Source organism: Ralstonia sp. SA306, from assembly GCF_054792405.1.
In genome coordinates this window covers 1,085,318-1,107,348 of sequence record NZ_CP096452.1, presented here as the reverse complement: position 1 = coordinate 1,107,348, position 22,031 = coordinate 1,085,318, and the positions used below count along the sequence as shown (strand labels likewise).

The window sequence follows — 22,031 nt, the reverse complement described above, 5'->3', positions numbered from 1 at the left end:
AACCGCAGATGTCATTTCTTTGACACGGCCTAGAGTCCACGCTCTTGTCCCGGTTTGAGGTGCGTCAAGTCCGGTCGGTAGCTGCTGGCATCTAATGGATTGCATATTGGCAATCGTTTGACGCCCCAACCATGCGCACCGCCCCCGTGCCGTCTTCACCGACTGCAGACCAGATCGATCTGCCGTTTCACGCGGCTCTTGCCCGCACATCGAATTCGCTGTCGCTTGCATCAATGCAACTGGCGTTGCTCGATTGGGCGCTGCATCTGGCCGTCTCGCCGGGCAAGCGGCTGGATCTGTGCCGCCTGGCGCTGACGCAGGCCGAACAACTTGAGCGTTACATCCGAAACTGCTTGGCGTCCGGCCCGCGGGACGTGTGTCTTTGCGTCCAGCCGCCGGCCCATGATCGTCGTTTCTTGGCTGACGAGTGGCGCTTGTGGCCGTTCAACGTGCTGCACCAGTCTTTCCTGTTGACTGAACAATGGTGGGAGGCGGCCACGCGCGGCGTCTGGGGTGTCGCCAAGCATCATGAGGACGTCGTTGCCTTTGCTGCGCGTCAATGGCTCGACATGATGTCGCCGGGCAACCAACTGGCAACCAACCCGATTGTCCTGCGTCGGACGTTCGAGCAGCACGGCACCAATCTCGTGCGCGGTGCGTTCAATGCGCTCGATGATCTCGAGCGTTCCATGAGCGGCGCGCCGGCGGCCGGTACGGAACGCTTCATGGTAGGCCGTGACGTTGCCATAACGCCCGGCAAGGTCGTGCTGCGCAACCGCCTGATCGAGTTGATCCAGTACACACCGACCACGAGCAAGGTCCAGGCCGAGCCCATCCTGATCGTGCCGGCATGGATCATGAAGTACTACATCCTGGATCTGTCGCCGCAGAACTCGCTGATCCGCTATCTGGTAGAGCAGGGCCATACCGTGTTCTGCATCTCCTGGAAAAACCCCGACGAGGCTGATCGCGACCTCGACATGGATGACTACCTCAAGCTCGGTGTCTTTGCCGCGCTCGATGCCGTCAATGCCATCGTGCCGGGCCGGCACGTACACGCCGCCGGCTACTGCCTCGGGGGCACGTTATTGGCCATTGCCGCGGCTGCCATGGCACGCGATGGCGATGCGCGGCTGGCGTCGATGACGCTCTTTGCCGCGCAGACAGACTTCTGTGAGCCGGGCGAACTGGGCCTGTTCATCGACGAGGCACAGGTCAGTCTGCTGGAAGCGCAGATGGAGCAGACCGGCTATCTGCGCGCCAGCCAGATGGCCGGAGCCTTCCAGATGCTGCGCTCATACGACTTGCTGTGGTCCAGGTTGGTGGGGGAATACCTGCTGGGCGATCGCGCACCCATGAACGATCTGATGGCCTGGAACGCCGATGCCACACGCATGCCTGCGCGGATGCACAGCCAGTATCTGAGGCACCTGTTCCTGAACGACGACCTGAGCGAGGGCCGCTACCCCGTCAACGGCAAGCCGGTGGCACTCAACGACATCGATCTGCCCATCTTCGTGGTGGGCACGCTGACCGACCACGTGGCGCCATGGCGCTCGGTCTACAAGCTGCATCACTTGACCGAGTCGGAGCTGACGTTCGTGTTGACAAGCGGCGGTCATAACGCCGGCATTGTCAGCCCGCCGGCCAACTCGCATCGGCGGTTCCAGATGCAGACGCGCCACATCGGTGAGACATCGGCGGCGCCGGATGACTGGCTGGCATCGGCCCCCGCCACCGACGGTTCATGGTGGCCGGCATGGCATGCATGGCTGGTCGCGCATGCATCGGGCGCCACAGCGGTCAAACCGCCGAAGATGGGCGTACCCGGATTGCCGCCACTGGCTGATGCGCCCGGCACCTACGTGCTGGAGAAATAGATGCGTGTGGAGAAACAACGCCGCGCATGCGGCAGGTACGCCGGCACGCGTATGGCCGCCATGGTGGCCTCCGCCACTGCGCTGGCCCTGTCGGCTTGCATCTCGATGGCGCCGCCTTACGAGGCGCCCGCCTTGCCCGTGGCCCAGCACTATGACGCTGACGATGGCCGCGATGGCCTGTCTGCCTCCGCCACCGGCTGGCAGGCGTATTTTACGGACAAGCGCCTGCAGGCATTGATCGCTCAGGCGCTGGAGAACAACCGCGATCTGCGCACCGCCGTGCTGCGGGTGGAGGAGGCGCGTGCCGCGTTTGGCATCCAGCGGGCGGAGATATTTCCGCACCTCGACGCGCAGGCCGGCATCAGCCGCCTGAGCATTCCGGCGGACCTGAGCCCATTCGGCATGCCGATGCGTGTCACTCAGTACCAGGTGGGCGCCGGTGTTTCCAGTTGGGAGATCGATTTCTGGGGGCGCGTACGCAACCTCAACGACGCCGCACTGGAGAGCTATGTGGCTTCCGACGCTGCGCGCCGTGCGGTAGCGCTTGGGCTGATCGCGCAGGTGGCCGACAGCTACCTGGTATTGCGTGAACTGGACGAGCGCATTGCACTGGCGCAGCAGACCGTAGACAGCCGAACCGAGACCCTGCGCATCTTCTCGCGCCGTGTGACGGTGGGAGCGACTTCACGATTGAACCAAACGCAGGTCGAGACCCTGCTGACCCAGGCGCAGGCGCTGTTGACGCAATTGCAGCAGGCGCGCGACGCACAGGCGCATGGCTTGGCCTTGCTTGTCGGCAAGCCGATCGACCTGCCATCGGTTTCTGAGCCACTTGACGAGCACCGCATGCTGGCCGAGTTGCGCGCAGGCCTGCCTTCCGACCTACTGACGCAGCGCCCGGACATTGTTGCCGCGGAGCACCGGCTGCGTGCCGCGCACGCCAGCATCGGCGCGGCACGGGCGGCGTTTTTCCCCCGCGTGGCCCTGACAGGCGCTTACGGCACGATCAGCCCGGAACTGGGCAATCTGTTTGCACCCGGCACGCGCGCCTGGGTTTTTGCACCAAGCATCAGCCTCCCGCTGTTTGAAGGCGGCAAGCTGCGCAGCAACCTCGACCTGGCAGAAACCCGCCGAGACCTTGCCGTGTCTGCCTACGAGAAGACCGTGCAGAGCGCTTTCCGCGACGTGTCCGACGCGCTTTCCGCACGCAAGTGGGTAGCCGAACAGCTCGACATTGCGCAGGCCGCACTGGCAGCGCAGACCGAACGCGCACGGTTGTCGCAACTTCGCTTTGATGCCGGAGCATCGACGTTCCTGGAGGTTCTTGACGCCCAGCGCGACCTACTGGCCGCGCAGCAGCAACTGGTGCAGGTGCGCCGTGCGCTTCTCTCTAGCCGCGTTGGCCTGTATGCGGCACTGGGTGGCGGCACGCAGGCCGTCGAATCCGCATCCGATCCGCAACCCCATCTGAGCCCGACGCCATCACCGCGCGTATCGGGCAAACCTACACCATGACCACGACTCCCCGACAACGATGGATTGCGCTGCTCGCTGCCGCCTTGGTGGTCGCCAGTGGGGCGTTCGCATGGAAGGCCTTGCGGCAAGAGGGGCCCGGCAAGGGTTTTGTGAGCGGCAACGGCCGTATCGAGGCCACCGAAATCGACGTGGCCACCAAGCTTCCCGGCCGCGTGCAAGACATCCTGGTGGACGAGGGCGACTTCGTGAGGGGCGGCCAGCCGCTTGCGCACATGCAAGTGCAGACGCTGGAAGCGCAGCGCGACGAGGCCCAGGCGCGGCAGCAGCAATCCGTTTCTGCCGTGGCGAGTGCGCAGGCCCAGGTGGCTGTACGAGAGGCCGATCGGCAGGCTGCACTGGCACAGATCGCCCTGCGTGAGAGCGACCTGGATGCCGCGCAGCGGCGGTTGGCGCGTTCCGAAACGCTGTCGAACGAAGGGGCATCGTCCATGCAGGAACTGGACGACGACCGCGCCCGTGTGCGCAGCGCCAAGGCCGCGCTGGTGGCGGCCCGCGCGCAAGCCGAGGCGGCGCAGGCCGCCGTCTTGGCCGCCCGTACGCAGGTGGCCGGTGCCGGTGCCACCGTCAAGGCGGCCGACGCAACCGTACTGCGCATCAAGGCCGATATCGATGACAGCGCCTTGACGGCCCCGCGCGACGCCCGCGTGCAATACCGCATCGCCCAGCCCGGTGAGGTTCTGGCCGGCGGCGGGCGCCTGCTCAATCTCGTGGATCTTTCCGACGTCTACATGACCTTCTTTGTGCCGGAGACGGACGCAGGCCGCATCGCCATGGGCAGCGAGGTGCGTATTGTGCTCGACGCCGCGCCGCAATTCGTGATTCCGGCGCGCGTGTCCTTTGTGGCCAGCACCGCGCAATTCACCCCCAAGACCGTGGAGACGGCCAGCGAGCGCCAGAAGCTGATGTTTCGCGTCAAGGCGCAGATCGATCGCGATCTGCTGCGCAAACACCTGAAGCTCGTGAAGACCGGTCTGCCCGGCGTGGCGTGGCTCAGACTCGACGGGCAAGCCGAATGGCCGGCCAGCCTGGCGATCAAGGTTCCGCAGTGACCACCTCTGTCGACCCATCTGCGTTACATGACGGGCGCCCCGTGGCGCCGGTGGCAAGCCTGGCCGGCGTGAGCCTGCGCTATCGCAAGACGCTGGCGCTGGATGGCGTCACGCTCGATCTGCCCGCCGGCTGCATGGTCGGACTGATCGGTCCGGACGGCGTGGGCAAGTCCAGCCTGCTGTCATTGGTGGCCGGCGCGCGTGCCCTGCAGGACGGCGCAGTGCATGTGCTGGGCAGCGACATGGCCGACCGCCGTGCGCGCGCCGCGGTCGGTCCTCGCATTGCTTACATGCCGCAAGGGTTGGGGCGCAACCTGTACCCCACGCTGTCGATCGAGGAGAACCTGCAGTTCTTCGGGCGGCTGTTCGGCCACGATGCAGCGGAGCGCCGACGCCGCATTGATGCGCTCACGTCCAGCACCGGCCTGCGCGCGTTTCTCTCACGACCAGCCGGCAAGCTGTCGGGCGGCATGAAACAGAAGCTGGCCTTGTGCTGCGCGCTGATCCACGATCCCGATCTGCTGATTCTGGACGAGCCGACCACGGGCGTCGACCCGCTCTCGCGCAGGCAGTTCTGGGACTTGATTGCCAGTATTCGCGCCGCGCGCCCGGGCATGAGCGTGATCGTGGCCACCGCGTACATGGAAGAGGCCGAGCGCTTTGATTGGCTGATCGCCATGGATGCGGGGCAGGTGCTCGCCACCGGCACACCGGCCGCCCTGCGCAGCCGCGCGGGTACCGATTCCCTTGAGGCCGCTTTCATTGCGCTGCTGCCGCTCACGCGCCGGCAGGGTCATCAGGCCGTGGTGGTGCCACCGCTGGTGGCCGGCGCAGAAGACGATGTGGCAGTGCAAGCGAACGGCCTGACCATGCGCTTTGGCGACTTTGTCGCAGTCGACCACGTCGACTTCCGTATCCGTCGTGGAGAGATCTTCGGCTTTCTCGGCTCGAACGGCTGCGGCAAATCGACCACCATGAAGATGCTCACGGGCCTGCTGCCTGCCAGCGAGGGCCAAGCGTGGTTGTTTGGGCATCCTGTTGACCCGAAGGACATCGACACACGCCGGCGTGTGGGCTACATGTCGCAAGCGTTCTCGCTGTATGGCGAGCTGACCGTACGTCAGAACCTTGTGCTGCACGCGCGCCTGTTCCAGGTGCCCGAACCCGAGGTGCAGTCGCGTGCGGCTGAGATGCTGACCCGCTTCGGACTGCAGGACGTGTCCGACAGCCTGCCCCAGAGCTTGCCGCTGGGCATGCGGCAGCGGCTGTCGCTGGCCGTGGCGATGGTGCACAAGCCTGAGCTGCTGATCCTGGACGAGCCGACCTCCGGCGTGGACCCGGTCGCGCGCGATATGTTCTGGCGCCTGATGATCGACCTCGCCCGGCGGGATCGCGTGACCATCTTCATCTCCACGCACTTCATGAACGAGGCCGAGCGATGCGACCGCATCTCGCTCATGCATGCCGGCCGTGTGCTGGTGAGCGATGCGCCCGCGGCGCTGGTGCGTGCCCGTGGCACGCAGACGCTCGAGCAGGCGTTCATTGGCTATCTACGGGAGGCTGCCGAAGCGTCTGCGGACACCGACGAGGTTGCCGCGCCGCTGCCGGTGCGCACGGCGGCAACCACTGCGCCTACCGGCATGCCCGCCCGCCGCGGCTTCAGTCTTGCGCGCGCATTGAGCTATTCGCAGCGCGAGGCGTTGGAGCTGCGCCGCGACCGCGTGCGCGCCACGCTGGCCCTGCTGGGCACGGCCATCCTCATGTTCATCATCGGATACGGCATCAGCCTGGATGTGGAGAACCTGACCTACGCCGTGCTGGACCGCGACCAGACCGTGCTCTCGCACGACTACACGCTCAACCTGGCGGGCTCGCGTTATTTCATCGAAAAACCCCCAATTCGCGACTACGCTGAGTTGGACCGCCGCATGCGCAACGGCGAGTTGTCGCTGGCGATTGAAATCCCGCCTGGTTTTGCACGCGACTTGGAACGCGGCGCGGCCGTGCAGATCGGTGCCTGGGTGGACGGTGCCATGCCCACCCGCGCGGAAACCGTGCGCGGTTACGTACAGGCCATCCACCAACTCTGGCTGGCCGATACGGCCGTGCACCGGCTGGGGGTGCGTCTGGCGGCGCCCAGCAGCGTTGAGACGCGCTATCGCTACAACCCCGACGTGAAAAGCCTGCCTGCCATGGTGCCTGCCGTGATTCCGATGCTGCTGATGATGATTCCCGCCATGCTGGCGGCGCTGTCGGTGGTGCGCGAGAAGGAGTTGGGCTCCATCATCAATTTCTACGTGACACCGGTCACACGCGCGGAATTTGTGCTCGGCAAGCAGGCGCCGTATATCGTGCTGGCCATGCTGAACTTCCTGTTGCTGGCGGTGCTGGCGGTGACGGTGTTCGGTGTCCCGATTAAAGGCAGCTTTGCGACGCTAGCGCTGGGGGCGCTGATCTTCGTGACGTGTTCGACGGGTTTCGGGCTGTTTGCGTCCACCTTCACGCAAAGCCAGATCGCGGCCATGTTCGTCACCATGATCGGCACAATCATTCCGTGCGTGCAATTTTCCGGATTGCTCAATCCGGTGTCGTCGCTGGAAGGGGCGGGGGCCTTGATCGGGCGCGTGTATCCGGCCACGCATTTCCTGACCATAAGCCGGGGCGTGTTCAGCAAGGCGCTGGATATGGGTGCGTTGGGCAGCGCATTCTGGCCGCTCCTGGCGGCGGTGCCGTTCATCCTGGGCGCCACCTTGCTGATGCTGCGCAAGCAGGATCGATAGGAGAGCCACATCATGCCGAGCCTTCCGATCGATCGCCGCACCGCTCGCCTGAACAACATCTTCCGTCTTGGCATCAAGGAATTACGAAGCCTGGTGCGCGACCCGATGATGCTGGTGCTGATCGTCTATACCTTCACAGTGTCGATCTACGTGGCGGCTACTGCCATGCCGGCAAGCCTGCACAATGCCTCGATCGCCATCGTCGATGAAGACAGCTCACCGCTGTCGGCGCGCATTGTCTCGAGCTTCTATCCACCGCATTTCCGAACGCCGGCGCTGATTCCGCTCACGGAGGTGGACCCAGGCATGGACAGCGGCCGTTACACGTTCGTGCTCGACATCCCGCCCAACTTCCAGCGCGATGTGCTGGCGGGCCGCGCACCGTCCATTCAGCTCAACATCGACGCCACGCGCATGAGCCAGGCCTTTACCGGCAACGGCTACATCCAGCAGATCGTCTCGGGCGAGGTGAATACCTTCCTGCAGCGCCACCGCGCCGCGCCCGCCACGCCGGTCGACTTGGTGCTGCGCACCCGCTTCAACCCGAACCTGGAGCAGACGTGGTTCGGCTCGTTGATGGAGATCATCAACAACGTGACCATGCTCTCGATCATCCTGACCGGAGCCGCGCTCATCCGCGAACGCGAGCACGGCACGATCGAGCACCTGCTGGTGATGCCTGTCACGCCATTCGAGATCATGGTGTCCAAGGTCTGGTCGATGGGGCTGGTGGTGGTGCTGGCCGCGCTCGTTGCATTGGTGTGCGTGGTGCAGGGCGCGCTGCATGTACCGATCGAGGGCTCGATCCTGCTGTTCATGCTGGTGGCTACGCTGCATCTGTTTGCCACGACGTCCATGGGGATTTTTCTTGCGACGGTGGCGCGGTCCATGCCGCAGTTCGGCATGCTATTGGTTCTGGTGCTGCTGCCGCTGCAGTTGCTCTCGGGCGGTACCACCCCGCGAGAGAGCATGCCCAGCGTGGTCCAGGACATTATGTTCGCCGCGCCGACCACGCATTTTGTGTCGGCGTCGCAAGCCATTCTCTATCGGGGTGCGGGGCTCGAGGTCGTGTGGCCGCAGTGTCTGGCCATCTGCGTAATCGGCACCGTGCTGTTTCTCGCATCATTGACGCGCTTTCGCCAAACCATCAGCCAGATGGTTTAAGGAGCCAACATGGATACACCCGCCAACGTTCCTCTCGCGCTCCAAAAGGCGCAAGTCAAGTTCGCACTGCAGACGTTGGGTCTGCTCAAGGCAACACGGCAGCGGTGGTATGAATTGGGTGCTGAGCTGCTGGCCCAAGACGTCGCCCGCACAGAGTCCGCGCTGGAGGATCTGCAACGCGTCGGAGACTGGAACGCCTTTGCAGCACTGCTGCCCAACGCATTCTGGCAGGCCAGCCAGCGCGGCATGAATGTGCTGCAGGGGGTGGTGCAGACGGCCATCTCTAACCAATCGAGCTTCGTGGCGGATTACCAGGGCGTCATGCTGGAATGGCAGCAGGCTTCTGTAAGGGCATTGAGCACGGCAGGCAATGCCATGCCGGTCAATACGGCGCTGCAGGGCATGCTGTCGGCGTGGGGCATGCCGGGCGACGCATTGCTCCCCTCCGGACCTGAGCGGTCAACTCCTGTCCGTGCGCCCGGCAAGGGCAACGGTCAACTCCATCAAGCTTCCTGACGAGCACACATGGGCCCCGATCATTTGTCTGCACCGCCGGCCTTGCTGCCAGTCGGTGATCTGAGTGTTGTGCGCAATCGCACCTTTGACGAAATTGCCATTGGCGACACGGCTGCCATCCTGCGCACGCTCACGGCGGAGGACATCCAACTCTTTGCCGTGCTATCGGGGGACGTCAACCCGCAGCACCTGGACCCGGAGTTTGCGGCGTCCACGCGTTTTCATGGTGTGATTGCCCACGGCATGCTGGGCGGAGCGCTTATTTCCGCTTTGCTTGGCACGCGTTTGCCGGGGCCGGGAACGATCTACCTTGGTCAGACGCTGCAGTTTCTCGCGCCGGTGCGCATTGGCGACACCTTGACCATCCGCGTGACGGTGGTCAGCAAGGAGGAGGAAAGAAAGCGGATCAAGCTGGCATGCAGTTGCACAAACGACAGCGGCACGGTGGCCATCACGGGCGAGGCCGAGGTCATCGCGCCCACCGAGCGGATCGAGCGTCCGCGTACCACGCTGCCGGATGTGCGTATCACCACCGGCAGTGATGGCATTCACCGGCTGCTCGACCATGTGCGGCCTCTTGGTGCGATCCGTATGGCCATCGTCCACCCGTGTGATGCGCTGAGCCTGTCTGCCGTGATGGACGCGCACGCTGAGGGGCTGATCGTGCCATGCCTCGTCGCGCCGTATGCCAAGCTGATGCGCGTAGCCGCCGAGGCTGGCCTTGACCTCAGTGGCATTGAGATCGAAGACGTGCCGCACAGCAGTGCCGCTGCAACCCGCGCAGTGGAGCTTGTGACGCAGGGCAGGGCAGAGGCGCTGATGAAGGGCAGTCTGCATACCGACGAGTTGATGGCGGCAGTGGTGCGCGAGGAGGCTGGGCTGCGTACCAAACGTCGGATCAGCCATTGCTTCTTGATGCAATCGCCAGCGTATCCGCGCCCGTTTATCGTGACGGATGCGGCCATCAACATTGCGCCGACCCTGGATCAAAAGGCGGACATCGTCCGCAACGCCATCGATCTGGCGCATGCGATTGGCGTTGAACGGCCTCGTGTGGCGATCCTTGCGGCGGTCGAGACCGTGAACCCGCGCATGCCCGCCACGCTTGATGCGGCCGCACTATGCAAGATGGCGGACCGCGGTCAGATCGAGGGCGGTGTGCTGGACGGGCCGCTGGCTTTCGACAATGCGGTATCTGCGGCTGCGGCGCGTATCAAGGGCATTGTTTCGGAAGTCGCAGGGCAGGCCGATGTGCTGGTGGTGCCCGATCTGGAAAGCGGCAACATGCTCGCCAAACAGTTGGAATACCTGGGCGGCGCTGCCAGCGCAGGCATCGTGCTCGGCGCCCGCGTGCCCATTGTGTTGACCAGCCGTGCCGACTCGCGCGAATCACGCATCGCGTCGTGTGCCGTTGCCACCTTGCTGGCTCACCGCTACCGCAACCTACCGCCATGAACGATTGCATCGTCGTACTGAATTGCGGCTCGTCGAGCATCAAGTTTGCGTTGTTCGATGCCACCCTGGATCCATTGCCGCGCACACCCATGTGGAGCGGGAAAGTGGAGGGGATCGGCACCGAGCACCCTCTGGCGACAGAGGCTGGCGCGCCAACACAAGCGCTAGCGCTTGACAGTTCGCAGCCCTATCACGCCGCACTCATGCACATTCGCCAGCGTGTCGAGCACAGGCTGGACGGCCGCCGGCTGATGGCCGTGGCGCATCGGGTGGTGCATGGCGGCTCCAAATATTTCGCGCCGGTACGCGTGAACTCGGAGGTGCTTTCCGATCTACGGAGCTACATTCCGCTGGCGCCCCTGCATCAGCCGTTTGCGCTGGAGGCCATCGAGGCGCTGTTGGCGGACTTGCCCGATGTGCCGCAAGTCGCGTGCTTCGATACCGCGTTCCACCGCACGCTGCCGCAGGTTGAGACGATGCTGCCGCTGCCGTACACGGCATGGGAGCGCGGTCTGCGCCGTTATGGCTTTCACGGGTTGTCGTACGAGTACATGTCGATCGCTTTGCTGGAACGGCATGGCGATATAGCCCTGGGGCGAGGCATCGTCGCGCACTTGGGCAGCGGCGCCAGCCTGTGTGCGATGCACGGCCTGAAGAGCGTGGCCACAACGATGGGGTTTTCCGCCCTCGACGGCCTGATGATGGGGACGCGATGTGGCTCGCTCGATCCGGGTGCGGTGCTCTACATGATGGAGACGGAGCATCTTTCCCCCGCACAAGTCGGGCACGTGCTGTATCACGAATCGGGTCTGCTTGGGGTGTCGGGGCTGTCTTCCGACCCGCGCGAGCTGATTGCGTGCGAGGCCGACAACCCGCGCGCGCAGGCAGCGCTCGCGCTCTACGTGCGCCGGATCGTCCGTGAGATCGGCGCCCTGGTGGCCGTGCTGGGCGGCCTGGATTTCTTGGTCTTCACGGCGGGTATTGGCGAACACAACGCTGTACTTCGCGAACGCGTTGTGGGCGCACTTGGCTATTTGGGCGCCGACCTAGATGACGAGGCCAACCAGGCGCATGCGGCGATCATTTCCAGTTCAGCGAGCCGGATTCGCGTGGCGGTCGAGCCTACAAATGAGGAGTGGGTGGCAGCTCGGCATGCGGTGCAGTGCAATCTACGGCCATAAGCCTTCCTTGCACGATCGTTGATCGGGCTGGCAGGCAGTTATGCACAGTGTGCTGCACTGCCCCATGTCCACCTCGCTTGGTGGACACGAGCTTGCAGAAATTGGCATTACCGTGGCGTCTGCCTCCACATCTGATGGTTCAGCATCATCTGCTCCATCATCTGATAGTGGAGGTCCATGTACTGGTCCGACATGTATTGGTGTTCCTTCATCTGCTCGGGTGTGAGCCGCGAGTAGTAGCCTCCCATCCCCCGCCACCCCATCATCGGGCCACCGCCCATCATGTGACCACCGTGCATGCCGGGCCCGCCCATCATTCCAGGGCCACCCATCATCCCGGGCCCCCGCAACTCGCGCATCATGCCCATCGTGCTCTGCGTTGTTGCCCAATGTTCATCGAGCAGTTTCTGGCGCTCTTTCGGATCCTGGGTCTGGCGAGCCTTGTCCATTTCTTCCTCACGTATCTCCTGAAGCGAAATATGAAGGCCAATCTGATTGAGGTGGCGTGCGATGGCGATAGCCCTCAGTAGGGCAATCCTTCTTCGATCGGAAGGGAAGGGTCCCGGGACCACTCGTTCCAGGAACCGAGATATAGCCGCACGTTCTTGATGCCGGCTTCCTCCAGCGCGACGAACGTTGTGGATGCGCGCGCGCCTTTGAAGCAGAAGACAATGACGGGGGTTTCCTGGCGAATTCCGACCGTCGCGCAATCGGCAAGAATCTCTGCCGGTGACTTGAACATCTGCCCAGTGGGCGTGCGCGATGTGGCCTCAGAGGGCGTTAAGCGGGATTTTCAGGTAGCGAACGCCGTTCTCTTCGGGCGGGGGCAGCTCTCCTGCGCGGATGTTGACCTGCACTGAAGGCAGAATCAGCGTCGGCATCGCCAGCGTCGCATCGCGGGCCTGCCGCATGGCGACAAACTGTGCCTCGGTCACGCCGTCGTGCACATGGATATTGCGATTGCGTTCGTCACGCACCGTAGTTTCCCAGGCCGGACCCCGTCCTTCTGGCGGATAGTCGTGACACATGAAGAGCCGGGTCTCGTCTGGCAAGTCCAGCAGCTTACGGATGGAATGAAACAGCTCGTGTGCATTGCCACCCGGGAAGTCACAGCGCGCGGTGCCAACGTCCGGCATGAACAGCGTATCGCCCACGAAAACCACATCCTCGAATTGGTACGCCATATCGGCAGGTGTGTGGCCTGGCACGTGAATCGCCTTGCCGGTCAGCCCGCCGATGGCGAACGTCTCGCCGTCTTCAAACAGATGGTCGAACTGTGACCCGTCTGGCCGGAACTCCGCTTCCAGGTTGAAGAGTTCTTTGAACACGCCCTGCACCTGTCGGATGTGTTGACCGATGCCGATGCGGCCACCCAGATGACGCTTGAGATAGGGCGCGGCGGAAAGGTGGTCTGCGTGTGCATGCGTCTCAAGAATCCATTCGACGCGCAACGCACGCTCGCGCACAAACGCGATGACCCGGTCGGCGCTGGCCGTCGACGTCCGGCCCGACTTTGGGTCGTAATCCAGGACCGAGTCGATGATCGCGCACTCGGAGCGCGCTTCCTGATGAACCACGTAGGTCACTGTCCAGGTTGCCGGGTCAAAGAATGGCTGAACAATCGGTTGCATGGGGCCTCCTATGCCGCACATCAATCTACTGGAAAATAATATATTTTTTTATATACTATACGCATGGAAACCGAAAGCACATATGGACAACGATCAAGCTGCTATCGACCTCGTCAGCATGCAAGCCGCCGCGTCGAACGCTTGCGCCTTACTCAAGCTGCTCGCCAATCCTGACCGACTGCTGCTGATGTGCCAGTTGTCGCAAGAGGAGCTGTCCGTGGGCGCACTGGAGGAGCGGCTGGGCATCCGGCAGCCGACGCTGTCGCAACAGCTGGGCATCCTGCGCGAGAACGGCTTGGTGGTGTCACGTCGTGATGGGAAGAACATCTTTTATTCGATCGAAAGTGGGCCGGCGCTCGCAGTCATGACTGTCCTTTACGAACAGTTCTGCGCCGACGGCAAAGGGGAAAAAACATGCTGATTGACATCACAAACTTCACGCCTGGCCTGTCGCTGGGCGGCGGACTGATCATCGGTGCGGCGGCGGCCGTGCTGGTGCTGTTCAACGGCCGTATCGCAGGCATCAGCGGCATCCTGGGCGGGTTATTGAGCCTGCCACGCACTGACGTGGTCTGGCGCGTGGCCTTTCTTGCCGGTCTGGTCGGTGCCCCGGTCATTGCGACTGTGCTCGGCAGGGCGCCCGTTGCAGATATCCAGGCCGGCTGGAGCGAAATCCTGGTCGCCGGCTTTCTGGTGGGCCTGGGCACGCGCTACGCCAGCGGCTGCACAAGCGGCCACGGGGTGTGCGGTATCTCGCGCGGCTCCGTTCGCTCCCTGGTTGCGACCTCGACCTTCATGGCGGCTGGCTTCCTGACCGTCTTCGTGCAACGACATCTGATTGGAGGCTGACATGGCTGCCATTACCGCATTGCTCGCCGGCCTGCTTTTCGGCATGGGCTTAATGATTTCCGGGATGGCCAATCCGGCCAAGGTGCAGGGCTTTCTCGACCTGGCAGGCCGGTGGGACCCTTCTCTTGCCTTCGTGATGGTCGGCGCGATTGCCGTTGGCTCACTCGCGTTCTTCATTGCCAAACGCCGCAAGCGTTCGTTCCTCGGAATGTCCATGCAGTTGCCAGCAAGCACGGTCGTGACACTGCGGCTGGTGTTGGGCAGCGCCGCGTTTGGTATCGGCTGGGGCTTGGCAGGCTTCTGCCCGGGCCCCGCGCTCGTGGCCCTGGGTGCGGGCTATCCGAAAGCGATTGGCTTCGTAGCCGCCATGGTGGCTGGCATGGTTGTCTTCGAGGTCTTTGAGCGAATGAAATCCAGCGCACAACACGCATAAGCAGGCTACGGGGAGTCAATGGAAAACATCGTTGTAAGCAGCGCTGCACTTGGCGCTGTGGTCGGCCTCATCCTGGCGTTGACTGGTGCAGGTGGCGCGATCCTCGCGGTTCCGCTTCTGCTGTTCGTCCTGCGCCTCAATGTTGCAGAGGCCGCGCCGGTCGCCCTGCTTGCCGTGGGCCTGTCTGCGGCCGTGGGGGCCGCCATTGGACTGCGGGCGGGCATCGTGCGCTACCGCGCCGCCACGCTGATGGCATTGGCCGGTACGGTCTTCTCACCCGCAGGCTTGTGGCTCGCGCACCGTCTTCCGAACGGACCGCTGACCCTGCTCTTCGCTGCCGTGCTGGCCTTTGTTGCGCTGCGCATGTTCAAGCAGGCTAGCGCGAGTGCGCCCCACAGAGCGGAAACCGAGCAGCACTCGCAACCGTGTCAACTGGATAACCAGACCGGCCGCTTTGTCTGGACGGCTTCCTGCACCCGCGCGCTCGCGCTTTCGGGCATTGGCGCTGGCTTTCTCTCGGGCCTGCTGGGGGTGGGTGGGGGCTTCGTCATCGTTCCGGCGCTCAAGAAAGCCACCAACGCCCCGGTGCATTCCATCGTCGCGACCTCTCTGGCAGTCATTACCTTGGTGTCTGCCTCAGGCGTCATCACAACTGCCTTGTCGGGGCGAATGAACTGGCAGATCGGCGTGCCTTTTGCCGCAGGCGCCATGCTTGCCATGCTGGGTGGGCGGGTCGTGGCCGGTCAGTTGAGCGGCCACAGGCTGCAGCAGGGCTTCGCGTTTATCGCGGGTCTCATTGCCATCGGGATGGTGGCGAAGGTCGCACTGGCAGCGTAATGCCAAACACACGAACGTACCCGAAAAAGGTACGCCTCATACAAAGGAGACACTCTTGAACTCAGTCAAGTCGCACACCCTGGTAGTGGCGCTTTTGGCGGCAACCAGCATGCCTGCGCTATCGCAACCTCAGACCGTCCCGATGCACGTGCCTGAGGAGTCTTCGATCCCGCAGGGGGCCATGGGGGACGCCATCAAGCGCGGAAAGGAGCTGCTGACGGATACCCACAAACTGTTGCCCCGAAACGTGGGCAACGGCCTGAACTGTACGAGTTGCCATCTGAATGGCGGGACGACGGCCTACGCATCGCCTTGGGTCGGGCTCACAGGAGCCTTTCCGGAATACCGGTCCCGCAGCGGCAAAATCATCTCGCTGCAGGAGCGCATCAACGACTGCTTCCAGCGCTCGATGAACGGCAAACCGCTGCCCTTCGACTCGGCAGAGATGAACGCCATCATGGCCTATATGAAGTGGCTGTCCACAGGCGTGCCCACCGGCACCAATGTGGCTGGCCGAGGTTTCGAGAAGATTGACACCTCGCTCGTTCCAAACCGTGAGCACGGCAAATCAGTCTACGCAGCACAGTGCGCGTCCTGCCACGGTGCTGAGGGGCAGGGCACCCCAAATCCGCAAGGCGGCTACATATTCCCGCCACTGTGGGGCAAGGACTCGTTCAACGTGGGGGCAGGGATGGCCCGGATGTACACCGCTGCTGCGTTCGTGAAGCACAACATGCCGCTTGGTCAGGGCGGCACGCTGTCTGCGCAGGATGCTGTGGATGTCGCCGCGTTCTTTACCCAGCAACCCCGCCCAGACTACGCGCCACGCGTCAACGATTGGCCCAAAGGTGACAGGCCGAAGGACGCACGCTAGCGCCGGGCGGCCGGGCGACGGACCACTTAGCAAAGTGTTGCGCTACATCATGACCCGGCTTTTGACTTGCGTTAAGAATTTTCCCAAGGCGCATATGAGTCGCCCAGCCTCTGAACGGATTGCACAGCAACGTTCAGCCTTGGTGAAAAGCCTGTGCAATCCTCATCGAATCAAGGAGTCCGCCATGCAAGCAAATGTTGGAACGATCGACCGCGTTATTCGAATTGTTGTCGGGCTGGTTTTGATCGGTCTGGCCGCGACAGGGCGCGTGGGCGCCTGGGGCTGGATTGGCATCGTGCCACTGCTGACAGGTATCGTGCGCGTATGCCCCGCCTACAGCATTCTGGGCGTGAAAACGTGCGCAGCGCCGAAGGCGGATGCAAAGTAGAAACGCACCGGCCGTGCCCGGACGAAGCCCATCTGGGCACAACCGTGCCACATCAGGAAGCGCTATTGATCAACCAATTATTTGCTGGGACACCGCAGGTGTGCGATCGGCCGGTGAATGCGCCGGAATTTGAGGTGACTTCGGAACGGATGAGAAGGCGCGTTGTGAGTGCGCCCGCTTAGTGCCCGTATTACGCGGTTTTCCGTGCAGCGCTTTCGGCCGCCGCCACAGTGCGTTTGATCGCGATGAAGCTGTCCGGGCTCACCGATATGGAGTCAATGCCGCACTCGACAAGGAAGGCGGCAAATTCGGGGTGGTCACTGGGTGCTTGGCCACACAAACCGACGTGGGCGCCGGCCTCATGTGCCTTCGCGATGACGCTTTGGATCATCCACTTGACGGCATCGTCCTGCTCATCGAAAGGCTCCGCGAGATCTGCCGAGTCGCGGTCAACGCCCAGCGTCAGCTGCGTCAGATCGTTGCTGCCAATCGAGAAGCCGTCGAAGCGTTGCGCGAAAGCCTTCGCCAGAATCACGTTCGATGGAATCTCGCACATCACATAAATTTTGAGGCTGGCTTCGCCGCGCCGGATGCCGTTCTGCGCCATCACTTCATAGTGCTGCTCGATCACACAGGCCCATCGCGACAAGATCAGGATCTCCTTATCGCTCAGGACGAACGCCGCACGCTCGGTTTTTGATGTCGGGACGTTCTTCGTCGGGTGGCCGCCGTCGTTTGCGTAGATCATTTTGAGACCTTTGCCGCCCAGCTTCTTTCCAACGATCGGCAACAACGACGGCTCAGACAGCAGCGGCTTGAAGACCTCGTATTCGTCGGGGGCCACCTTGCCCTGGACGACGTTTTCGCCAAGCTCCCAGGCCGCATTGATCAGGACAGACTTGTCAAAGCCCGTCTCGGTATCGATGGTGAACATGACACCGGCGCCGCCCAGGTCGGATCTCACCATCCGCCGCACGCCGACCGACAGTGCGACCTTGGAATGGTCGATGCCCTTCGCTTGGCGGTAACTGATTGCGCGGTCTGTGAACAGCGACGCGTAGCAGCGGCGGCAGGTGTCGAGCAGGGCACGTTCGCCCCGGATGTTGAGATAGGTTTCCTGCTGCCCGGCAAAGCTCGCCCCCGGCAGATCCTCGGCCGTCGCGCTTGATCGCACGGCAACGTCCACGTCGACCTGTCCCAGCCGGCGGTTCAGTTCATGGTATGCAAGCCATTCAGTAAGAAATGCGCTGACTCTCTTTGTAGAGCAACTTCTGTCTCCGCTATGCCGTCATGACTTGGAAGTAAATCCGTGCGCAAAATTAACGCGCACCCGGGTCGCAAGGAAAAATCAGTACAAAACGAAAGAGCGAACAGTAGCTACCTTCCCATCTCACCAGCGAGGCTCGGTTGGATGAGCGATCGCAACTCTTGGGTCTGGAGGTACAGACTTTTCTGATGCAAAGCCAACTCAATCTTGTGGGTTGCTACTGCGTTGTTGCGCGATCCGACCGTGCATCCGACAGCCACTTGTCTTCGTATATTGATTGCTTCCACGTTGCGAAGCGCCACGATAGAGGTCAACGATGAAACGGTATCAACTGGCAAAGTTGTTTGGTGTTCTGCTTTCTTTCGCAATCATTTCTGGCGGCTATGCGTCCGTAGCGACGGCCGCAATGGGCGATGGCGAAGCCACCACCATGGTGGGCGGCGCTCCGATGTATCCGTCCAAGAACATTATTCAAAATGCGGTCAATTCGAAGGATCACACCACTCTTGTTGCTGCCGTGAAGGCAGGTGGCTTGGTCGAAACACTGTCTGGGACGGGGCCATTCACCGTGTTCGCACCAACCAACGAAGCCTTTGCTGCGCTGCCCTCCGGCACCGTCGATCAGTTGCTCAAGCCTGAAAGCAAGCCGACCTTGGTCAAGGTGTTGACCTATCACGTGGTGCCCGGCCGGCTCACGGCACAAGACCTTATGAAGGCTGTCGCCGATGGCGGCGGCAAGGCGATGCTCAAAACCGTCGAGGGTGATCCGCTCACCGTCATGCAGAAGGGCGACCGTTTGACCGTCACCGACGACAAGGGTGGCGTCGCCGTTGTAACGATCGGCAACGTGTACCAGTCGAACGGCGTGATTCACGTCGTGGACAAGGTATTGATGCCGTAATCCTTCCCGTGCAGCGCAAGGGCGCGTGCCCTTGCGCGCTCGAACTATGACGGGAGGAAGGCAATGTCATCTCATTTCGCTACGCGCAAGATGTTCATTGCCGGAAGGACGCGGTAGATATGCTTTTGCCGCATCCCGTCATGGGTAACCCGGGCACGCAAAATCATATGCACGTTGTCGGAGCATCTTCGCCCGGCCCCGCGCGCACGATATCAGCGCCGCAGGAAGCCGCCCGGGAACGGCTTATTGAGCTGCTCAAGCAGACTGGCGAAGGAAGCAAATCGGCGTTCGCAGAACCCTGTACGCTGACTTCTCCCAAACTCTATTCGTCGGCTTACACAATCCTCCGCAGTTCAGGCGAAGCAGAAGACGTGCTGCAGAACTGGGTCTGTACGCAGGGCACGATTCCGTTGTACCGATGGAGCATGTGGCGTCGATGCAGTCCGTCTTGGAGCAGGGCAATGCCAAGGACAAAGCCATCAGAAACAGGGGGCATTGGCGCGCTTCGGGCGGGTGGCCTCCGGCAGTATGCTTGGCGTTGATACAGTAGTGCCGGACACGAACACGACGTCCACCTGTTTCATGCGTGAATCAGTTCTGGCGTGTTTCCCGACGACGCGTCATGCCCAACGCGCTGATGCGCCGTGGTTCGCGCCTTTAGCCGCGTTGGCGTGGTTCTTGCGCGGATTCACCATCCGTGCAAAGTACATTGTTGCGGAGACGTCCGCCATGCCGCGGAACCATCCAGAATGCCCGCCAGTCCGTCACGACCGCCATTACGGTGGCGCCTTCGACGCGCGCGCGAGCGACGGCCGACAAGGTAGGCGGTGCCATCGACGCAGCGTCGTGATGCAGCGTTCCGCCGCACGCGATCATGGCCGATACGCCGCTGCAATCCTGAAACGATCCTGTGCCTTCAACGGATGTGGTGGCGCCAGCGGTGGTGCTGCCTGCGTAAGGCCGCAACGCCGTTCGCCATTTACGTGACGGTAGAGACCTGTTCAACAACTGGCGTCGGGAGGGAATGGCACGGGGGCCGTCGAATCTCGTTGTCAGAGCAGTGTTTGGCAAACCGGGACGAGCGCTTCTTCAAGGTGAGGGCGGCGCGTTGCGTCAAGGGGACGAATCATGACATCCAAACATTGCACACCATCGTGGACATGGGCACGCAAGGGCCTGCTGACCGCCACGATCGGATTGCTGGGGGCTACAGGCCTTGCTGCGCCGACCGGTACAACCGGATCGACCGGCCCAGCCAAGAATGCCGGCATCAGCGCGTCGCCGCATATGCTGAATGGCAAGGTGGTTCCGCCGCCTCGTCCCACTGTGCCGACCGTGATCGTTCCAGGCATGCCGCGTTCGCTCATGCGCGAAGCAGAGCACGGCCATAGCACCGGCGGCACGATCGTCTCTCCGGCGTCGGTGCATCGCCAGAACGGCACTGTCTGGGTCGACTGACGGAGGCGATCATGAAAAAACTCATCCTGGCATGCATGCTCGCAGTCAGTCTCCTGCTGGCATTCCGGCCCATATCCATACCATCTGCCCAGGCTGCGGCGCCGATGAAGGTGCTTGTACTGTACGACGCGCCGCCTAACGACCCTTACACCAACCTGGGTCTTGCCTACGCAATCATGCTGCGCAACCTGCTGGGGCATTGGAATACCTCAGTCAGTCTGGTCCCGATCCAGAATTACACGGCGGGCTCCGTGCAGGCCAGCCAGGCCACCTTCTATCTGGGCGACTACTACAACAACACCATTCCCCCTGCGTTCCTGAGTGACGTGATGTCGACCACCTCCACCGTGGTCTGGTTCAAGTACAACCTGTGGGAGCTGGCCTGGGACACGGTCGATTACGCCAATCCAACCTTCACCCAGAAATTCGGCATCGCCTTCAACGAGGTCTATGGCTTCAACGGCAACGTCTATCCGTCGTCGAGCAATCCGAACCCGGGGTTCTTCGATACCGTGGCTTACAAGGGCATGTCGATGGTGAAGTACTACAACTTCAACGCGACGACGGGCGTGGTCAGCGCCGATCCGGACATCGGCGTCACGCAGGTCACTGACGCAACGAAGGCGAAGGTGCTGGTCAACATCACGGACAGCCAGACCGGAGCCGTGGCGCCCTACGTGGTCCGCTCGGGCAACTTCTGGTACTTCGCCGATCAGCCGTTTTCGTACATCGGCCCGCGCGACCGCTACCTGGCGTTCTGCGATCTGCTGCACGACATCCTTGGCGACAGCCCGTCAACGGTCTACACCCACCGGGCCATGGTGCGCTTCGAAGACATGAATGCGTACACCAGTACAAGCTCGATGAAGAAGCTGACGGATTATCTGTACAACAAGCACATTCCGTTCTCGATGGCGACGATTCCGGTCTACACCGATCCGAACGGGTATTACAACAACGGCGTGCCGGAGACGATCACGCTGGCCAACGCGACTGGGTTGAAATCGGCGATCAACTATGCGCTCAAGCGCGGGGGCAGGGTGATGATGCATGGCTACACGCATCAATACGAGAACGTGCCCAATATCGACAATGCGGTGAGCGGCAATGATTTCGAGTTCTGGTATGCGACGGCCAATACCCCGACCGACGACGACTCGCTCCAGTGGGCGGGCGGGCGACTGGACGCGGGCCTCCAGCAGTTCACCAGCAACGGTTACACACCGTTCGCCTGGGAGGCCCCTCATTACGAATCGTCGCCGCTGTCGATTGCCGCAGTACCGCCGCGCTTCAACTCGACCTACCAGCGCGTGGTGTACTTCGCGTGCACCAACAACACCACGAGCAGCGTCACTAACACCAATACCATCTGCAGCAATAGCGATCTGTACACGCTCAACTCAACCGCCAACAGTCACGCGTTCGCGGTCGGGCAGTTCTTCCCGTACGCGATCTATTCCGACTACTACGGCCAGCGCATCATTCCGGAGAACCTCGGCAACATCGAATACAACATCTGCAATATCGATCCGTTCTCGTGCCTGACGTACACCTGGCAGGACATCTACCTGAATGCCCAATATGCGTGGGTCGTGCGCGATGGTTTCGCGTCGTTCTTCTTCCATCCGTTCTGGTTGGACTCCGACATGTCGGGTACGGCTGCGTCCAACGCATTCCAGGATTTCCAAAGCCTGGTGAAAGGCATCTCTGGCCTCGGATACCAGTGGGTGGATGCAAGCACACTCAAATAACCCCAAACGCATCTGGCAGGGCGGTGGACACCACGTCACCGCCTCGCCTTCCCCTCGATTGGCCCGCCGTCTGCCTCACCC

General features: G+C 62.4%; 20 protein-coding genes and 1 pseudogene. 17 read left to right on the top strand and 4 right to left on the bottom strand.

Features of this window, described 5'->3' with window-relative positions:
* Positions 1-131: 131 nt before the first annotated feature.
* Genes M1D44_RS21555 through M1D44_RS21520 form a run of 8 tightly spaced genes read left to right on the top strand, consistent with a single transcriptional unit; the run spans position 132 to position 11,561 of the window.
* Complete coding sequence (locus M1D44_RS21555) at positions 132-1,880, top strand: PHA/PHB synthase family protein (RefSeq protein WP_316852407.1); 1,749 nt, start codon at positions 132-134, stop codon at positions 1,878-1,880.
* Positions 1,881-3,395, top strand: a complete 1,515-nt coding sequence (locus M1D44_RS21550) for an efflux transporter outer membrane subunit (RefSeq protein ID WP_428984630.1) — start codon at positions 1,881-1,883, stop codon at positions 3,393-3,395.
* Positions 3,392-4,465 (top strand): HlyD family secretion protein, encoded by a 1,074-nt coding sequence (locus M1D44_RS21545; protein ID WP_316852406.1) that lies wholly within the window; start codon positions 3,392-3,394, stop codon positions 4,463-4,465. Before M1D44_RS21550 ends, M1D44_RS21545 begins: the two co-directional genes overlap by 4 nt.
* Positions 4,429-7,245, top strand: a complete 2,817-nt coding sequence (rbbA, locus tag M1D44_RS21540) for a ribosome-associated ATPase/putative transporter RbbA (protein ID WP_316852405.1) — start codon at positions 4,429-4,431, stop codon at positions 7,243-7,245. The genes M1D44_RS21545 and rbbA overlap by 37 nt, the downstream gene beginning before the upstream one ends.
* A gap of 12 nt (positions 7,246-7,257) precedes the next feature.
* Positions 7,258-8,409: an ABC transporter permease gene (locus M1D44_RS21535; RefSeq protein WP_051541544.1), complete on the top strand. Its 1,152-nt coding sequence runs from the start codon at positions 7,258-7,260 to the stop codon at positions 8,407-8,409.
* 9 nt (positions 8,410-8,418) lie between these two features.
* The gene (locus M1D44_RS21530) at positions 8,419-8,925 is read left to right on the top strand and encodes a hypothetical protein (protein ID WP_112188027.1); all 507 of its coding nucleotides are present in this window, start codon (positions 8,419-8,421) and stop codon (positions 8,923-8,925) included.
* Between the two features lie 9 nt (positions 8,926-8,934).
* Positions 8,935-10,380 (top strand): bifunctional enoyl-CoA hydratase/phosphate acetyltransferase, encoded by a 1,446-nt coding sequence (locus M1D44_RS21525; RefSeq protein ID WP_316852404.1) that lies wholly within the window; start codon positions 8,935-8,937, stop codon positions 10,378-10,380.
* Complete coding sequence (locus M1D44_RS21520; protein ID WP_316852403.1) at positions 10,377-11,561, top strand: acetate/propionate family kinase; 1,185 nt, start codon at positions 10,377-10,379, stop codon at positions 11,559-11,561. Before M1D44_RS21525 ends, M1D44_RS21520 begins: the two co-directional genes overlap by 4 nt.
* 107 nt (positions 11,562-11,668) lie before the next feature.
* Here the strand turns inward: M1D44_RS21520 and M1D44_RS21515 are convergent, their stop codons facing one another.
* From M1D44_RS21515 to M1D44_RS21505, 3 genes are all read right to left on the bottom strand, one after another.
* Positions 11,669-12,010, bottom strand: a complete 342-nt coding sequence (locus M1D44_RS21515; RefSeq protein WP_316852402.1) for a hypothetical protein — start codon at positions 12,008-12,010, stop codon at positions 11,669-11,671.
* Positions 12,011-12,084: 74 nt separating this feature from the next.
* Positions 12,085-12,303, bottom strand: a complete 219-nt coding sequence (locus M1D44_RS21510; RefSeq protein WP_239498079.1) for a sulfurtransferase — start codon at positions 12,301-12,303, stop codon at positions 12,085-12,087.
* A 28-nt stretch (positions 12,304-12,331) separates the two neighbouring features.
* The gene (locus tag M1D44_RS21505; protein WP_316852401.1) at positions 12,332-13,192 is read right to left on the bottom strand and encodes an MBL fold metallo-hydrolase; all 861 of its coding nucleotides are present in this window, start codon (positions 13,190-13,192) and stop codon (positions 12,332-12,334) included.
* An 82-nt stretch (positions 13,193-13,274) separates the two neighbouring features.
* Here M1D44_RS21505 and M1D44_RS21500 point away from each other — a divergent pair, with 82 nt between their 5' ends.
* The 6 genes from M1D44_RS21500 to M1D44_RS21475 all read left to right on the top strand — a co-directional run bounded on the left by M1D44_RS21500 (position 13,275) and on the right by M1D44_RS21475 (position 16,573).
* Positions 13,275-13,613, top strand: a complete 339-nt coding sequence (locus tag M1D44_RS21500; RefSeq protein WP_112188020.1) for an ArsR/SmtB family transcription factor — start codon at positions 13,275-13,277, stop codon at positions 13,611-13,613.
* A complete protein-coding gene (locus M1D44_RS21495) occupies positions 13,607-14,041 on the top strand; it encodes a YeeE/YedE family protein (RefSeq protein WP_024978760.1) in 435 nt (144 codons plus the stop codon). Before M1D44_RS21500 ends, M1D44_RS21495 begins: the two co-directional genes overlap by 7 nt.
* 1 nt (position 14,042) lies before the next feature.
* On the top strand, positions 14,043-14,474 hold the full coding sequence (locus M1D44_RS21490) for a DUF6691 family protein (protein WP_112188016.1): 432 nt from the start codon (positions 14,043-14,045) through the stop codon (positions 14,472-14,474).
* An 18-nt stretch (positions 14,475-14,492) separates the two neighbouring features.
* On the top strand, positions 14,493-15,311 hold the full coding sequence (locus M1D44_RS21485; protein WP_316852400.1) for a sulfite exporter TauE/SafE family protein: 819 nt from the start codon (positions 14,493-14,495) through the stop codon (positions 15,309-15,311).
* 55 nt (positions 15,312-15,366) lie between these two features.
* Entirely contained in the window at positions 15,367-16,185 is an 819-nt protein-coding gene (locus M1D44_RS21480; protein ID WP_316852399.1) for a c-type cytochrome, read from the top strand.
* A gap of 184 nt (positions 16,186-16,369) precedes the next feature.
* A complete protein-coding gene (locus M1D44_RS21475; protein ID WP_024978764.1) occupies positions 16,370-16,573 on the top strand; it encodes a YgaP family membrane protein in 204 nt (67 codons plus the stop codon).
* Positions 16,574-16,763: 190 nt separating this feature from the next.
* Here the strand turns inward: M1D44_RS21475 and M1D44_RS21470 are convergent.
* Positions 16,764-17,801 (bottom strand): annotated as a pseudogene (locus M1D44_RS21470) (PEP/pyruvate-binding domain-containing protein); the annotation flags it as partial.
* A 355-nt stretch (positions 17,802-18,156) separates the two neighbouring features.
* On the opposite strand from M1D44_RS21470, the gene M1D44_RS21465 reads away from it, so the two are divergent.
* The 3 genes from M1D44_RS21465 to M1D44_RS21455 all read left to right on the top strand — a co-directional run bounded on the left by M1D44_RS21465 (position 18,157) and on the right by M1D44_RS21455 (position 21,950).
* Entirely contained in the window at positions 18,157-18,741 is a 585-nt protein-coding gene (locus tag M1D44_RS21465; RefSeq protein ID WP_024978765.1) for a fasciclin domain-containing protein, read from the top strand.
* 1,128 nt (positions 18,742-19,869) lie between these two features.
* Positions 19,870-20,199 carry a hypothetical protein gene (locus tag M1D44_RS21460; RefSeq protein WP_024978768.1) on the top strand — a complete coding sequence of 110 codons (330 nt, stop codon included), beginning with the start codon at positions 19,870-19,872 and terminating at the stop codon, positions 20,197-20,199.
* 11 nt (positions 20,200-20,210) lie between these two features.
* Positions 20,211-21,950, top strand: a complete 1,740-nt coding sequence (locus tag M1D44_RS21455) for a DUF2334 domain-containing protein (protein ID WP_024978769.1) — start codon at positions 20,211-20,213, stop codon at positions 21,948-21,950.
* Positions 21,951-22,031 lie beyond the last annotated feature (81 nt).

Coding starts and splice junctions, on each gene's coding strand:
- M1D44_RS21550 (WP_428984630.1), top strand. CDS start 1,881: ATGCGTGTGGAGAAACAACGCCGCGCATGCGGCAGGTACGCCGGCACG.
- M1D44_RS21510 (WP_239498079.1), bottom strand. CDS start 12,303: ATGTTCAAGTCACCGGCAGAGATTCTTGCCGATTGCGCGACGGTCGGA.
- M1D44_RS21535 (WP_051541544.1), top strand. CDS start 7,258: ATGCCGAGCCTTCCGATCGATCGCCGCACCGCTCGCCTGAACAACATC.
- M1D44_RS21520 (WP_316852403.1), top strand. CDS start 10,377: ATGAACGATTGCATCGTCGTACTGAATTGCGGCTCGTCGAGCATCAAG.
- M1D44_RS21505 (WP_316852401.1), bottom strand. CDS start 13,192: ATGCAACCGATTGTTCAGCCATTCTTTGACCCGGCAACCTGGACAGTG.
- M1D44_RS21545 (WP_316852406.1), top strand. CDS start 3,392: ATGACCACGACTCCCCGACAACGATGGATTGCGCTGCTCGCTGCCGCC.
- M1D44_RS21515 (WP_316852402.1), bottom strand. CDS start 12,010: ATGGACAAGGCTCGCCAGACCCAGGATCCGAAAGAGCGCCAGAAACTG.
- M1D44_RS21460 (WP_024978768.1), top strand. CDS start 19,870: ATGACATCCAAACATTGCACACCATCGTGGACATGGGCACGCAAGGGC.
- M1D44_RS21530 (WP_112188027.1), top strand. CDS start 8,419: ATGGATACACCCGCCAACGTTCCTCTCGCGCTCCAAAAGGCGCAAGTC.
- M1D44_RS21485 (WP_316852400.1), top strand. CDS start 14,493: ATGGAAAACATCGTTGTAAGCAGCGCTGCACTTGGCGCTGTGGTCGGC.
- M1D44_RS21500 (WP_112188020.1), top strand. CDS start 13,275: ATGGACAACGATCAAGCTGCTATCGACCTCGTCAGCATGCAAGCCGCC.
- rbbA (WP_316852405.1), top strand. CDS start 4,429: ATGGCCGGCCAGCCTGGCGATCAAGGTTCCGCAGTGACCACCTCTGTC.
- M1D44_RS21455 (WP_024978769.1), top strand. CDS start 20,211: ATGAAAAAACTCATCCTGGCATGCATGCTCGCAGTCAGTCTCCTGCTG.
- M1D44_RS21555 (WP_316852407.1), top strand. CDS start 132: ATGCGCACCGCCCCCGTGCCGTCTTCACCGACTGCAGACCAGATCGAT.
- M1D44_RS21465 (WP_024978765.1), top strand. CDS start 18,157: ATGAAACGGTATCAACTGGCAAAGTTGTTTGGTGTTCTGCTTTCTTTC.
- M1D44_RS21495 (WP_024978760.1), top strand. CDS start 13,607: ATGCTGATTGACATCACAAACTTCACGCCTGGCCTGTCGCTGGGCGGC.
- M1D44_RS21490 (WP_112188016.1), top strand. CDS start 14,043: ATGGCTGCCATTACCGCATTGCTCGCCGGCCTGCTTTTCGGCATGGGC.
- M1D44_RS21525 (WP_316852404.1), top strand. CDS start 8,935: ATGGGCCCCGATCATTTGTCTGCACCGCCGGCCTTGCTGCCAGTCGGT.
- M1D44_RS21475 (WP_024978764.1), top strand. CDS start 16,370: ATGCAAGCAAATGTTGGAACGATCGACCGCGTTATTCGAATTGTTGTC.